This is a genomic window from Sphingomonas guangdongensis, from assembly GCF_900199185.1.
In the GTDB taxonomy this organism is placed as follows: Bacteria; Pseudomonadota; Alphaproteobacteria; order Sphingomonadales; family Sphingomonadaceae; genus Sphingomonas; species Sphingomonas guangdongensis.
The window spans coordinates 1216816-1229725 of record NZ_OBMI01000001.1; the positions used below are offsets into that span (position 1 = coordinate 1216816).

Consider the following 12910-nt stretch of genomic DNA (forward strand, 5'->3'; position numbering starts at 1 on the left):
CACCCTGGTCGAGGAGCGAGGATCAGGACTGCGGCAGCGCCCAGATCATCGTCCGCTCGTAGCGACCCTCCGTCGGCTTCCCGTCGTCCCCGAGCGCGGGTCGGAAACGGGCGCGCCGGGTCAGCACCGAGGACATGGCCTGGTCCAGTAGCGCGGAGCCGCTCGGCGCCTTCACGTCGCATCCACCGACACGACCGGTCCGATCGACGGTCAGGACGACCTGCACGCGTCCTTCCTCGCCGCCCCTGATCGCTGCAGGCGGGTAGTCGTCCGCGGACACCCACATCGCGGGATTGCCGACCGGTTCGGCCGGTCGCGCCCGGTCCTTGCTCGCGAACGGATCGTCGGCGATGGTGCGCGGTCCCGATGGCAAGCTGCCGCTCCACTGGTTCGCCGTGCCCTCCCGGCCGATGTTCAGCTTTGCGGGCATCTGGCGACCGTCGAGCGCCGGCATCACCTTCGCCTTCCTGACGTGCGAACCGAACAGCGTGGTCGGCCGATCCATCCCAAGGCGATGCCGGTGATCCTCAAGGACGAGGATGAACAACGCTGGCTCGACGGCGCTCCCGCCGCGAAGCTGGCGCAGCCCTATCCGGCTCAGCTGATGACCTCGGACTGATCGACCCATTGCCCCCGCCGACGGCCTGCGGACCGCCGGCGGGGAGCGCCGCCGTCGACGCCGTCCGTAGTCTCGACGCCGACGCGTCGCAGACGGATCAGAAGGATCGGCAAGGCGAACGGTTCCCGCCGCTCACCTCAAGGGAGCTCGGCCGCGAGCTCCGCACGCATCCGCGTCAACGAAGCGCGCAGCTCCACCGGGATGCCCGCCAGGATCTCGTCCATGAGCTCGTGCACCACCGCCATCAGCCTTCGGCTGGCGGTGCGGTAGCCCTTCAAGGCCGCGAAGCGCCTTGGCTCCATCAAAGCGACCGTGTCGAACGCGTCGATCCGCGCGCTGGCCACCGGGTGCGTGTCGGCGACCGGCACCCGGCCGCCGAGGAAGGTTTCGAAGTGGCGCAGCGTCTCGAGGGCCATAAGCAGGATCGCTCCCCCGGCGCCGGACTCGAGATAAGGGTTCCAGAAGCGCTCCTGGAGACCGAGCGGCGCGCCGATCCGCAACGCGAACTGATCCGCCCCGAACTCTTCGGCATGGGCGTCGGCCTCGACGTCGCGGCCGTGGCCGAAGTGATGATGCCCATATTCATGCGCGACAATGAAGATCTCCATGGCGCGCGCGACCTGTTCTACGAGCACGATCTCCTCCTTCGTGCTCGGCTTGAACGGCACGGTGAGGTTGGTGCCCGTGAGCGCGAAGGAGAGGTGGATGCGCAACCAATAGATGAGCACCGCGGGGTTGCGTCGCAGCAACGTCCTCGCCCGGGCGGGCGTGAAGTCGTCAGGTTCCCAGAGTCCGGGTTCAAGGCGAAGCGTGCGCGTGAACGCCTTCGCGACCAGGCCGCAGAACCGGTAGGTGAACGAGCCCACCGCGATGATGCTCTGCTCGGTCATGACCACGCCGATCTTGGACGCGAACGGTCCTGTGCGTGGCTCGATGCCGCGGGCGACTAAGGCGTGCGAGTCGAGCCGCTGACGCGCCATCTCCGCCTCCACGTCGCCGCAGAGAATGGCGTGGCGCGCCTCGGCGGCCCGGCTCACTCCCGGGCTGGTCGACGGCGCCTTCTCCTCGGCGCTTTTCCCAGCGGCCACGATCCCGGATATCTCGTCCTCGCTCCATCCCGCACCGGCGAAGCCAGCGCGCATAACGACGTCGTCAGCGGCGTGATCGTGCTCGGGATCGTTGATCGCCGCGCCGGGGTGAGCGGCGATGCGCTCGAAGATCTGCGACCAGAGGTCGGCAGCGGCGTCGTTCAGCGGAGTAGGCATGACATCCGCACCCTACTCGTGCGGTTCGGCAACCGTCGATCCTGCGCCGCGAGAAGCATCCGGAACGGATCGATCGCGCTCGGCTGGGCCAAGGATCGAAGCGGTCGGACGAAACATAAGAGCTGGAGTACCATCGGCATGGCAGATCGAGCGGGAAACGCTCGACATGATGAACAGAGTCGATGCGTACGCTGCGGCGCGAGCTCGGAATCCAAGAGGCACCACGACGCCACTCGTAGTTCGCGAAGGTGCCTTAAAGAAGCAGTTGCTTAAGAGGCAGGATGAACTGATCCGGCTGGTCACAAGCACATCCGAAGAAGTGATCCGAATACAAATGATTGAGCGCGAACTCGCTCTGGTGATGTCAGCCCAACGGAAGCACAAGATTGACACCCTGTTTCGGCTTGTCGATGGCGTTTACGGCGGTGCCCGCGCGCTGCTCGACCTTCTGTTCGAGCGCCATCGGATCGACGCGGCCCTCCTCGCCACCTTCAACGAGCGTGAAGTCACCAGCCTCGCGGAAGAAATCAGAGCGATCGTGGCAGCACGACGCACAGGACCTCGCGTTTGAGCCTCAAAGCCCGACTAGCCTTCGGTGGGCGGCCCCAATGAGACTCGCCGACGCTAATCACTCCCAATCTACTGCGCACAATCTGATCCGATGACAGATCACAATTTGACCCGTCAGCTCCGAGAAGCGCGTCGCTCTCAGGGTCTAACGCAGAGCGCGCTTGCAGGCCGGATCGCCGTCACACAGCAAGTTATCAAGCGACTGGAAGCGGGCACGGGCTCCGTGCAGACCCTCGTCGCAGTGATGGACGCCCTCGACTTTCGGCTGACCGGGCTCGCTCCCGGTCGCACGCTTGCGGAACAGTTGCGGGCCGCGCGCCAGCGGCGCTCGCTTTCGTTGAGCACGCTCGCAACGAAGGCCGATGTCTCGCGCAAGACGCTCGCCAGCCTTGAGGAAGGTGGAGGCACCGTCGCCAGCCTGGAGCGGATGCTGGCTGTGCTCGCGCCAAAGGTCCGGCGCCGAGCACAGGAGCGCGCATACTGGGGTCAGGGCGACAAGGAGGACCGTGACAGCCGCTTCACACCACCGGAGTTCCTGGCGATGATCGAGCAAGCGTTCGGCGAGATCGACCTCGATCCCTGCGCGAACACGTTGAGCTCCGTGGTGGCGGGTCGCGAGATCTTGTTGTCCGAAGGTGGCGACGGGCTTCGTGATGGTTGGTCGGGTAAGCTCGCCTACGTGAATCCGCCGTTTAGCGAGCAGCTGACGTGGTTACGCCGCGCGCACGACCAGTGGCAAATCGGGAACGTTAAGACGGTCGTCTGCCTTGTGCCGGCCAGGTTTGACTCGGCCTGGTTCCATTCGACCCTTAGCCCTGTCGCGCACATCTACTTGCTGCAGGGTCGTGTGCCGTTCCTGACACCGAGCGGCAAACGCCAGCATACACCCTTCAGTCTCGCTTTTGTCGCCCTCGGGTCGACAACGGAGCAGCGTGAGGCGTTCGCGCGATTAGCGCCGGGTTACCGGATCAGTCGGCAACCGACTTGACTGAAGCAGCGGTGCTGCCGGCACGTGCTCTATCGTAGAGCCACCATCAGGTCAGTAGAAGCGCTCTTCGTCATCGTCGCGCTCGGCTCGCGACGCGCTCCCGACGTTTGAGCGATCACTGCCCGGATCAGCGGCGAAGCCGTCAAGCACTTCGTTCCGATCAGTTGCGGCATCTGGACGCGCGCTGTTGGTCTTATCTCTGGCGGAGCGCTTGCGTGGCGGCACGCTACTCTGATCGCGTTTTTTAACCCTGTATCGACGAGCAACGTCGGAGATGGCCATGCGCATCTCGTGTTCGAACTCATCATCGCCGGACCACAGGTCGAGCGCGTCGAGGATCAGTGCTGACTGATCCGTGCGATCGCGGCGGAACTGCTCCTCAGCATATTCTTGATCGCCTTCCGAGTAGCGGCTTAGCTCTTCGTCCATGTCGCTCCGCGTAATATGAGCGCTGCAGATACGCATGAGCGTCCACGCCGGCCCCATCGCGAACACCGGACCAATGATCCTCGCCAGGTGCTCGCTGACCGCCCACATGAGCACTGCATTGTCCATCGCCTGAGCGGTGGCGAGCGCCTGCTCCTCGCGGTCAAGCTCCTCTCGTGCTTCCTCCAACTTCGTTCGAGCGCGGTCGCGTCGTTGACGCTGCGTCCCGATGCGGTCGCTGGCGCGATCAAGGACGCGGCCGGAGGCGTGCTTGGATGAGCCCGCTCGAGCTAGTTTCGAAGGCGTGTAAGGCTCACCGTCGCCACTGAGCCATTTGAGCCACAGGGCCGGATTGACGTTGCGTGGCGCGAGGAGCGCGACCAGATCCTGCAGGACCTGTTCCCTCGTCCCCTCCCGTCGCAGGGCGACCAGACTTTCATTGTCTGGCGATACCTCTCCACCTGGCGCCAGCGCCATGGAGAGGATCAGTTCCAGGATCCTCTTGGCTCCTGGTTGGTCGACCAGATCCTCAAGGGTGAACCTGCCGCCGTTCGGCTTCTTTGTCAGGGCACTCACGTCCGGCTTACCTCCGCTTGCCATAGCCAACAAACAACGGCGTCGTGGGTGCCGATCTCACTCGCGCCACGTTCCCAGCAGCCGCTCGTGTGCAAAGTAGCCGACAAATCTCTGACATAGCATTAAGCAGTCGCCCGCGGCGGCGCCCGCGCGCTGCTTACTATGTCAGAGTTTTCGCGATCCCCGTCGGATCGCCCCTCTCGGGTAGGTCAGAGATTAAGCTCTGACATCCCTCACAAGTTAGGCGCAATACCGCAAAAATGGTGCAGCCCCGATTTTTACATTTCGCGGCTCTCATTCCGGCTACGCCGAACGCGAGCAGACGGCCCCGCGATGCGGGTGCCGGGTCCTCCACCATGCCGCTGACATGGTTCCGGAAGGCGGGACTGCGCTCAGGCCTCTAGCCTGAGTCGCTCTGGAGCAAGGTGGGTTAGAAGGGTTGAGCAGGGCGATCCTGCCCCGAACAAGGAAAGGGTCATGGCCGGCAGCTGCCTGCCATTCTCGAACCTGGAACCTACCTGATGACGACCAACTGCACTGCCGCAGCAGCGCTGCGCTACCTCTCCGAACCGCTGCACGATAGCATCTCGACACCACTCGCCGCCCGAGCGTTGCCCAGCGGCGTCCGTTACACCAATCCCTCGCTGATCCTGATGGCGAGTTCGCACTTCGCGCGGCTCGGCGCCGACCAGCTGGAGACGGTGGCCCGGCACTTCGGCGCCGATTTGGCGCACCTAACATATCGGACGGATGCCGGCGTGTCCGTTGATGTCGCGATGCGCGTCGCCGGCAGCTTCGAAGCGTTCCGGGGATTGGCGCTGCTGGAGTATGAGGGGACGCGCTGGATGACGCTGGGCCGGCGGCGTCTCTGGGTACGGCTGGACGGCTGCGGGCTGCAGCTCGCGGCGCGTGCGCCTACGAGCGACGCCGGAGCGCTCACGCACGGCAAGGAGCAGGCGCTCGCGTCGATTGTCGCGCTTGCTGGGCACTCCACCAACGTCGTGGAGTTGCACCGGTGAGCCTCGACTACACGCCCCAGCCCGGATCCGTGTTCGCCGGTATCGATCTGACCCACGGCATCATTCGCCGCAACCATGCGGGCCGCGTCAACACGGTCGATCGCGCCATGGCGCGTCGTCTCGATCCGCACCGCCGCGGCGAGATCGACGCCTATGATTACGAGGTGCTGCTGCCGCGCCATGCAGCGACTGCCATGCGCTGTCCGCTCACGCTGGTGCGGACCTATGAGGAGCAGCTGCTGCCCGATCAGCAGGACTTATGCGGGATCACCACCGTGCGCTTCGCGCATGACCTGCCGCACCACCACGCCTGGGAGCTCGGACGGCAGTTCGCGCGCGCGAGCCTGAACGGGCGCGGGCTGGCGGTGCTGATGGTCCATCATGTGCCATCGCTGGCGGGGCGCAAGCATAAGCCGCACCTGCACCTGCTCTGGCCAGTCCGAGTTTTGGTGCAGGAGTTCGGGCGATTCGAGATGCCGACGAAGGCCGAGCTGATCGCCGGATGGCAGGTGATTGGAATGGCGTAGCGGAGCGCGAGACCGGCAGGGCGGATAAGAAGTGTTGCTAGCTGACTTTGTCGTTGACGCTCTCGGCGCGTCAGATCCGCCCTGCCCACTCACCCATTAGCTCATACTCGGGAGGAAGCTGCCACGCGACCGTGCCGCAATACCATCAGAAATATCTGTCTCGTTATAGAACGTGCCGAACCAAACCTATCGATTGTCATCTCAAAAATGAGTTCTACTAACGTCACTTCTCAACATAGCATGAAAACATGCCCCTCAACCTTGATCAGAGCGGTTCTGCAGGCGATGGATCTGCAATCAATCACTTGGCTTGGCAGGCGCCGGTCAGGGGCGGGGTCGTGCACCTCGATTTTCTTAGTTCGCCACCGACAGCAAGTGTAACGAGCCCCGGCTTTTACATACTCTGGCATCAAGATCGCGTGATTGGGCAAGCCGTTCTTACCAGCGGACCGGACCTCAGACGAGAGCCAGTCGGCGAGGCGATTTCGGTCTCGCCGGAACTACTGGAAGAGGCAGAAGCACTCTCTAGGCTTGATGCCACCGTCGCTTTCGATGTCGACGCAACGATCATAGTCTGCACTCGGGACCGCCCAGATGAACTAGCGCGCTGTTTGGACGCGCTCTCGCACCAGAGTTGCCGCGCCGCGCAGGTCCTGGTGGTCGACAACGCCTCCGTCGATGATCGAACGCGCGCCGTCGCGTCGATGGCCGGGGTCACCTATGTCCGTGAGGACCGACCCGGTCTCGACATCGCCCGCAACGCCGGCGTGCGATCGGCAACGGGGCGCATCGTCCTGTTCACGGATGACGACGTCGTCCTCCATCCACGGTGGCTGGAGCGCATGGTGCGCGCCTTCGACGATGATGAAGCGGTCGACGCAGTCACCGGCCTTGTCCTGCCACTCGCCCTTGAGACCGACGCTCAGTGGACGTTTGAGCGGCAATGGGGCTTTGGCCGTGGCTTCGTTTGCCAAGATTTCGGGACTGACTTCGTCACAGCGCACTCACGCTCGGGTATTCCGGCCTGGGAAGTTGGGGCGGGCGCCAGTATGGCGTTTCGGCGCAGCTGCTTCGAGCGTTTGGGGTTGTTCGATGAGCGGCTCGATGCAGGCGCCGCGGGTTGCAGCGGTGATTCGGAATATTGGCACCGCATTCTGACGAACGGCGGTCGTTGTCGCTACGAACCAGGCGCGATTGCGCTCCATGAACATCGGTCGGACCGTGCCGGCTTGAGGCGGCAGATCAGAGCCTATTCGAAGGGCCACGTCGCCGCTCTGCTCGTTCAGCATGAGCGCGTCCCCGGCTTAGGCGACCTGCGGCGCCTCCTTGTCACGCTGCCGGCGTGATATGCACGATTGCTCACTCGCCGTCTCGCCGGAAAGCGTTCGGCGCGAACGGCATTCTTAGCCGATCAGGTTAGTGGCTTCTTCGCGGGCATCCTCTTCTATCTGCGCACGCCAAAGGTGCCGACGGCGCGACTACCGGCGCGCGCGCGGCACGCGGGGGGCTTGGACCATCCGCTCGTGTCGATCGTCGTTCCGGCCTACAATGCGCAGGATACGCTGAACGCTACTCTGACCAGTTTGCGGAACCAGACGTTCGAGCGGCTCGAGATCTTTGTGGTCGATGATGGCTCCCGTGATGCAACTGCCGCGGTCGCCTCATCGCATGCCGCTGCTGATCCCCGGGTCAGGTTGATTCAGCAGCGTAACGGCGGCGTCGCTCGGGCTCGCAATGCCGGCCTGGCAGAAGCCGAGGGCTCCTACGTTGCGTTCGTCGATGCAGATGACCTGTGTGCACCCGAGCGCACGTCCAAGATGCTGGCCGCGATGTGGCGCATGGGCGACGATTGTGCACTGGCCTACACCTGGTCGACGCATATCGACGGCTCCGGCAGGATTGTCGCCGAGAGCCAACGATCAGAGCATGAGGGATGGGTGCACGACGAGCTGTGCAAGATCAACTTCGTCGGCAACGGGAGCGCAGCGTTGGTCCGCACCGACGTCGCACGCGCCGTCGGCGGGTTCGATCCGACCCTGCGAGAGGTGGGGGCACAAGGCTGCGAGGACATCGACTTCTACCTGCGGGTTGCGAGGCGGCACAAGTTCGCGGTCGTTCGCGAGTTCCTGACCGGCTATCGTCAAAGCGTATCCAACATGTCGAGCGACGGTATGCAGATGTATCGCTCCTTCCGCAGGGTGGAACGACGTCACGGCCGCGAGGTGCCCGCCGCTCGAGCCGCGCTGAAGCTCGGGCGCAAATACGTGCTCGGCTGGCTGTTGTCGCTGGCGTCTCTGCATGGTCGCTACCGGACCTATTGGAAGCTGGTTCCGCGCCTCGCCCTGATCGCGCCCCGGTGGGCGTACAACATCGTGGTCACTCACCGGGTCACTTCACCCGGCGAGGAACTCCCGATCGTAGATGACGCCTTACTCGCCGACTCGCGCAACCCGGATCGCGGCGCGCGCTTTCCGATCGGTGGCCCGGTTGTGACAGGCGCCTCGCACGTTTGAGAAGGTATCGCTTGTTGGGTCAGAGGCGACGAAGCACCTTCGCCAGTGCTGCGGCACCCTGTGGGGGTGGAACGATCCGCGGCAACGAGTAGAACTGCTCTCCCGCGACTTCAGTAGGCACAGCGGTGCTCTCGGTGCTGCACGCCCAGGCGTAGCCAGCGGCGGCGGTTTCGGTGCGCACGAACTCGTCCATGTCACCATAGGGGTAGGCGAAGCCGGCGACGGGACGGCCTTGCAGGGAAGTGCAAACATCGCGACTGCCCGCGAGTTCACGGCGGAGGTCGGACGCATCAAGGGATGTAAGCGCGGGATGGGACCTGCTGTGCCCGCCGAGCGTGACAAGCCCGTCCGCGACCAAAGCACGCACCTCATCACTGGTCATCGCGCGCGAGTCCGGTTCCGGCTGGGTGGGGTGGCGGTCTTCGATCTGCGCCAGCACTTCCTCACGGGCGGCGAGCGGCAGGCGCTGCAAGGCCGTCCACGTCGCCAGATACACCGCTTCGCGTGGCCCGCTCGGCTGCTCCCAAGCGCGCCAGAGGTGGTCAGCAACAGTAGTCGCTTCCCACTTGAGGCGGACCGTCTCGCCGCCGACCGACAGCGTCCAATCGGCCGCGGTGGTCGAGGCGAATAGCGCATCCGCGAGCCGGTCCCACCAGAACCGAGCGCCGCCTGCGACGTGATCCGTGGTCAGGAAGAGGGTCGCGGGGATAGCGTGACGCGCAAGCGCCGGCTTGGCGTGGGTCAGGTTGTCGACATAGCCGTCATCGAAGGTGACCGCGACGGCCTTCCTGGGCAGCCGCCCCTTTCTCAATCCGGCGACGAAATCGTCCATGGGTAGCGGCCACCGGTGCGACGCAAGCCAGGCGATCTGCGCATCGAAGTCCTCCGGGGACACGGCGAGACCCCAGGGATCGAAGCGCGGCCGGCTGACGCGGTGGTACATAAGGATCGCCGGCGCGGGCGTGAGTATTCGCGACGCGTAACGTTCAGCACGGTAGAGGAGGCTAGTCATTCGGTCGCTGCGCGCGGACCGTGATGATCACGGGATAGGCGGGGTCAACCGGGTCGAGCCGCCTGGTATCGACCTCTTCGACCGCCAGCCCGTGCAAATACGACGTGGCTGCAAACACGTTGCCATGCGCCTGAACATCGAAGTTCCCGGCTGGGAAATGCGGCTGCAGCAGCCGGCGCAGCGCGGGCGCGGTAAAGGACCAGTACCAGGTATCGCCCCACTCACCGCGGTCGAGCTGCGAGATGCCTGGGCTCGTCAGGAGAAGCACGCCGCCCGGCCTGAGCGCGTCGGCCAGCTGCACGAGCGCGCCCTGCAGATCGAAGATGAGGTGCAGGGTCTGCGTCAGAACAATGCAATCAAAGGCTGCGCGCGGCAGCGTTCCGGCGTCTTCCAGGCTGCCAACGATCGTCGCCTCTGACGCGTCGCGACTGACGTGGAGCACGTCTTGCTGCGTGATCTGCGCACCGCCGACCCGTCGGCTGTAGGCCGCGTCCCCGACCTCCAGCACCCGCCCGCGGATGTCGGCCGCGTGAGCCTGGAGAAACCGCTCGATGTAGTAGCGGTCGATCGGCAGCCCGCGATCCCAGCCAAAATCGAGGCTGATCGGGCGGTCGCCCGCAAGATGGGCCGGCCGGACGCTGCCGAGTGCGGGCGGCCAGCTGCGAAGCAGTGTTCGCTTCACGCGCCGCGCGCCCCGCCTCAAGAGCGATTGCCGTGGTTGCACGCCGTCCGCCATCGCCGCTTCCGCCTCGTAATAGCTCGTGAAATTGCGTCGCCCGTCGTCCCACCTCGCGCGGAGACCGGGTGCGTCCGGGCGGTAGCGGGCGTGGACGTCGAGCACCGCGGCCAGCATCTCCGGCGCGTAGCGGGACATGTTGCTGCCGTGCCAGCGATACTCCGCGACAATTGCCGGATGGCACGCGATGGCTGCCGTTTGCGACAGCCGCAGATAGACGTCGTAATCCTCGCACCTGGCCAGCCGCTCGTCGAACCCGCCGGCCGCCAGCAGGGGCTCGCGACGGTAAAGCACGGTTGCATGCATGCCGATCCGATTGCCGGTCAGCAAATCGGCAAAGCCATCGGCCTTCTCGAACTTGTCCGCGCTGATCGGCATACCCGCGCTGTCGATCCGGCGATGGCCGCCATGGGCGAACACCGCATCGGGGTTGGCGCGGAGACACGACAGGCCGGTCTCGATCGCAGCGGGCGTGAGGCGATCGTCGGCGTCGAGGAACAGGACGAACTGACGTGTCGCGGCACGCAGCCCGACGTTCCTGGCGCTCGCCAACCCGCCGTTCGATTTACGGATGAAGGTGACCGACGCATAGTTGGCGAGTAGCGGGCGAGGATCGATCCTTGATCCATCATCCACGACGATGATCTCGTCCGCCGGACAGCTCTGCGCCAGCACCGACTCGAGCGCGTCCTGCAGGAAGTGCGCGTCGTTGTACGTCGTGATGACGACGGCCACCTGGCTCGACACACTGCCTCCCTTGACGTTCCGCAAAGACCATAGCGTGCATTGCGGAGGTGCAACAAACAATCCTAAGCCTGGGTCGACGCAGCACGGCGGCTTCATTGGAGTATTTACCCGCGATGTGGGGTTTCCAGCCGTTCGGCGATCACCCGCACCTGTCCGCGCTCGCCAATCGGTTCCGGTCGGCCGTGCCGGTCGTCGTCGTGATCTCCGTCCTGACCGGGTTGCTCGAAAGCGCCGGTATCGGGATGCTCATCCCATTGCTCTCGACATTATCGGCGTCGACAGCCCCGCCGGAAGGGCGGCTTGCGCAATACCTTACGTCGGTTGCCGGTGGGCTGGACTCGTCGGATCGCCTGGTGCTGATTGCCGGCTTCATCTTCATGCTGGTAGTCGCGAAGAACCTGGTTGCGACCGCCGGCGGCATCTTCTCGGCCTCGCTCTATGGACGGATTGCGGCGACGATTTGCGACGACCTATCGCGGCGATTGGAGGTCGCCCCCTTCGCCTTTCACCTGCGCGCGGACTCCGCCCGGCTGGTTCAGATCCTCGGAACCGAATCGTGGCAGGCGGCCGACGCGGCGCGGGCGCGGTTCGCTCGAGTCGGCGCGATGGCCACCGCGCTGGCGTTCGGCGTCATGCTGCTGGCGATAGAATGGCGCTTGTCCTTGCTGGTGCTGCTCGGGGCGATCATTGCCCGCTTCGTTCAAGCCCGCTTCGAGGTGCGCCTCCGGCGAATGAGCCACCGAGTGACCGAGCGCAACAATCACCTGGCGGCGCGCATGATGTTTGCGATCTTCGGCGCGCGGGTGATCAGGGCGTTCGATCAGACCGCGGCGGAGCAGGCCCGGTTCGAGGCGAGCAGTGAACAGCTCCGCCGTAGCCTGTTCTCGATCGAGCGGCTGTCGGGCGCGGTATGGCCGGCGCTTGAGACCTTGCACGCCCTGCTGTTCCTGACCGTGCTGTTGATCGCGATCGCGATCGCGGTGCCGCTGCCCGTCCTGGCTACCTTCCTGGTGCTTCTCAACCGCGCGCAGCCGCACCTGCGTGCCGTTGAGCAGGCGAATGGCGCCTATGCGGCGGCCGCCGGGCGGCTGAGCGAGGTCGAGTGGCTGCTCGATCCCGCGACGACCGGGACCATGGGCTCCGGCTCCCGCCCCTTTGACGAGCTCGAACGTGAAATCCGGTTCGACCGTGTCAGCTTCTCCTACGAGACGCGGGGCGAAGCGACGCCCGTCCTAACGGAGCTGAGCTTTACGATCGCAAAGGGCCGGTCGCTTGCGCTGCTCGGCCGATCAGGCGCGGGCAAGTCGACGATCGTCAACCTTCTCTGCGGGCTGCTGTCGCCAACGACCGGCCGCATCCTGGTCGATGGCGTGCCGCTCGACGAGCTCGACCGATCGGCTTGGCTGGCGCGCGTCGCGGTGGCGGGGCAGGACCTCGAGCTGTTCGACGGGACCATCGCCGACAACATCGCTTTCGGATCGCCTTCCGCCTCGGATGCCGACATCGATCAGGCCGCCGAGCGCGCCCAGGCCCACTTCATCGCCGCACTGCCCGACGGGATGCAGACGCAAGTCGGTGACCGTGGCACCTCCCTGTCTGGGGGGCAGCGCCAGCGGATCGGCATTGCGCGCGCGCTGCTCCGCGCGCCCGACCTGCTGATCCTCGACGAGGCAACCAGCGCGATCGACCGCATGACCGAAGACGAGATCATCCAGGTTGTACGCGGCCTGCCGGCCGAAACCACCGTGATCATGATCAGCCACCGCACCGAGACGATCAGCCACTGTGATGACGCGGTTCTGATCGACGAGGGAAGAGCAACGCTAGTTCCACCGCCGGCGTAAACCGACTACTGAATTTGGGGCCGAAGAGCACCTTCTCACCTAGTCAGGAATGCTCTAGTACGACCTGG

General features: G+C 65.0%; 13 protein-coding genes. 8 read left to right on the forward strand and 5 right to left on the reverse strand.

The genetic code is table 11. The features are described from left to right. Window positions 1-22: 22 nt before the first annotated feature. Window positions 23-505: an energy transducer TonB gene (locus tag CRO12_RS05955; protein WP_097063017.1), complete on the reverse strand. Its 483-nt coding sequence runs from the start codon at window positions 503-505 to the stop codon at window positions 23-25. A 9-nt stretch (window positions 506-514) separates the two neighbouring features. Here CRO12_RS05955 and CRO12_RS18110 point away from each other — a divergent pair, with 9 nt between their 5' ends. Continuing rightward, complete coding sequence (locus CRO12_RS18110; RefSeq protein WP_218838857.1) at window positions 515-619, forward strand: SOS response-associated peptidase; 105 nt, start codon at window positions 515-517, stop codon at window positions 617-619. 137 nt (window positions 620-756) lie between these two features. Here CRO12_RS18110 and CRO12_RS05960 read toward each other — a convergent pair whose 3' ends face one another. Then, window positions 757-1884, reverse strand: a complete 1128-nt coding sequence (locus CRO12_RS05960) for a M48 family metalloprotease (RefSeq protein ID WP_097063018.1) — start codon at window positions 1882-1884, stop codon at window positions 757-759. Here CRO12_RS05960 and CRO12_RS17660 point away from each other — a divergent pair. After that, window positions 1883-2455 (forward strand): hypothetical protein, encoded by a 573-nt coding sequence (locus CRO12_RS17660; RefSeq protein ID WP_179640881.1) that lies wholly within the window; start codon window positions 1883-1885, stop codon window positions 2453-2455. The two genes, CRO12_RS05960 and CRO12_RS17660, sit on opposite strands and share 2 nt — an antisense overlap. Window positions 2456-2545: 90 nt before the next feature. Then, entirely contained in the window at window positions 2546-3442 is an 897-nt protein-coding gene (locus tag CRO12_RS05970) for a DNA N-6-adenine-methyltransferase (protein ID WP_097063020.1), read from the forward strand. A 51-nt stretch (window positions 3443-3493) separates the two neighbouring features. On the opposite strand, the gene CRO12_RS17665 is transcribed toward CRO12_RS05970, so the two are convergent. Continuing rightward, window positions 3494-4444, reverse strand: coding sequence for a hypothetical protein (locus CRO12_RS17665; protein ID WP_144033532.1), 951 nt, complete (start codon window positions 4442-4444; stop codon window positions 3494-3496). A gap of 521 nt (window positions 4445-4965) precedes the next feature. Between CRO12_RS17665 and CRO12_RS05980 the strand changes: the two genes are divergently transcribed. The 4 genes from CRO12_RS05980 (at window position 4966) to CRO12_RS05995 (ending at window position 8503) form a co-directional block, all read left to right on the forward strand. Beyond that, window positions 4966-5463, forward strand: coding sequence for a hypothetical protein (locus tag CRO12_RS05980; RefSeq protein WP_097063022.1), 498 nt, complete (start codon window positions 4966-4968; stop codon window positions 5461-5463). Beyond that, window positions 5460-5990, forward strand: coding sequence for a hypothetical protein (locus CRO12_RS05985; RefSeq protein ID WP_097063023.1), 531 nt, complete (start codon window positions 5460-5462; stop codon window positions 5988-5990). The genes CRO12_RS05980 and CRO12_RS05985 overlap by 4 nt, the downstream gene beginning before the upstream one ends. A 248-nt stretch (window positions 5991-6238) precedes the next feature. Next, complete coding sequence (locus tag CRO12_RS05990) at window positions 6239-7336, forward strand: glycosyltransferase family 2 protein (protein ID WP_097063024.1); 1098 nt, start codon at window positions 6239-6241, stop codon at window positions 7334-7336. A 9-nt stretch (window positions 7337-7345) separates the two neighbouring features. Beyond that, entirely contained in the window at window positions 7346-8503 is a 1158-nt protein-coding gene (locus tag CRO12_RS05995) for a glycosyltransferase family 2 protein (RefSeq protein WP_097063025.1), read from the forward strand. A gap of 19 nt (window positions 8504-8522) precedes the next feature. Here the strand turns inward: CRO12_RS05995 and CRO12_RS06000 are convergent, their stop codons facing one another. Together CRO12_RS06000 and CRO12_RS06005 are read right to left on the reverse strand one after the other, a co-directional pair. Then, complete coding sequence (locus tag CRO12_RS06000; protein ID WP_097063026.1) at window positions 8523-9515, reverse strand: polysaccharide deacetylase family protein; 993 nt, start codon at window positions 9513-9515, stop codon at window positions 8523-8525. Next, window positions 9508-10998, reverse strand: coding sequence for a glycosyltransferase (locus tag CRO12_RS06005; RefSeq protein ID WP_218838858.1), 1491 nt, complete (start codon window positions 10996-10998; stop codon window positions 9508-9510). Before CRO12_RS06005 ends, CRO12_RS06000 begins: the two co-directional genes overlap by 8 nt. 113 nt (window positions 10999-11111) lie before the next feature. Between CRO12_RS06005 and CRO12_RS06010 the strand changes: the two genes are divergently transcribed. Beyond that, on the forward strand, window positions 11112-12842 hold the full coding sequence (locus tag CRO12_RS06010) for an ABC transporter ATP-binding protein (protein ID WP_097063028.1): 1731 nt from the start codon (window positions 11112-11114) through the stop codon (window positions 12840-12842). Window positions 12843-12910 lie beyond the last annotated feature (68 nt).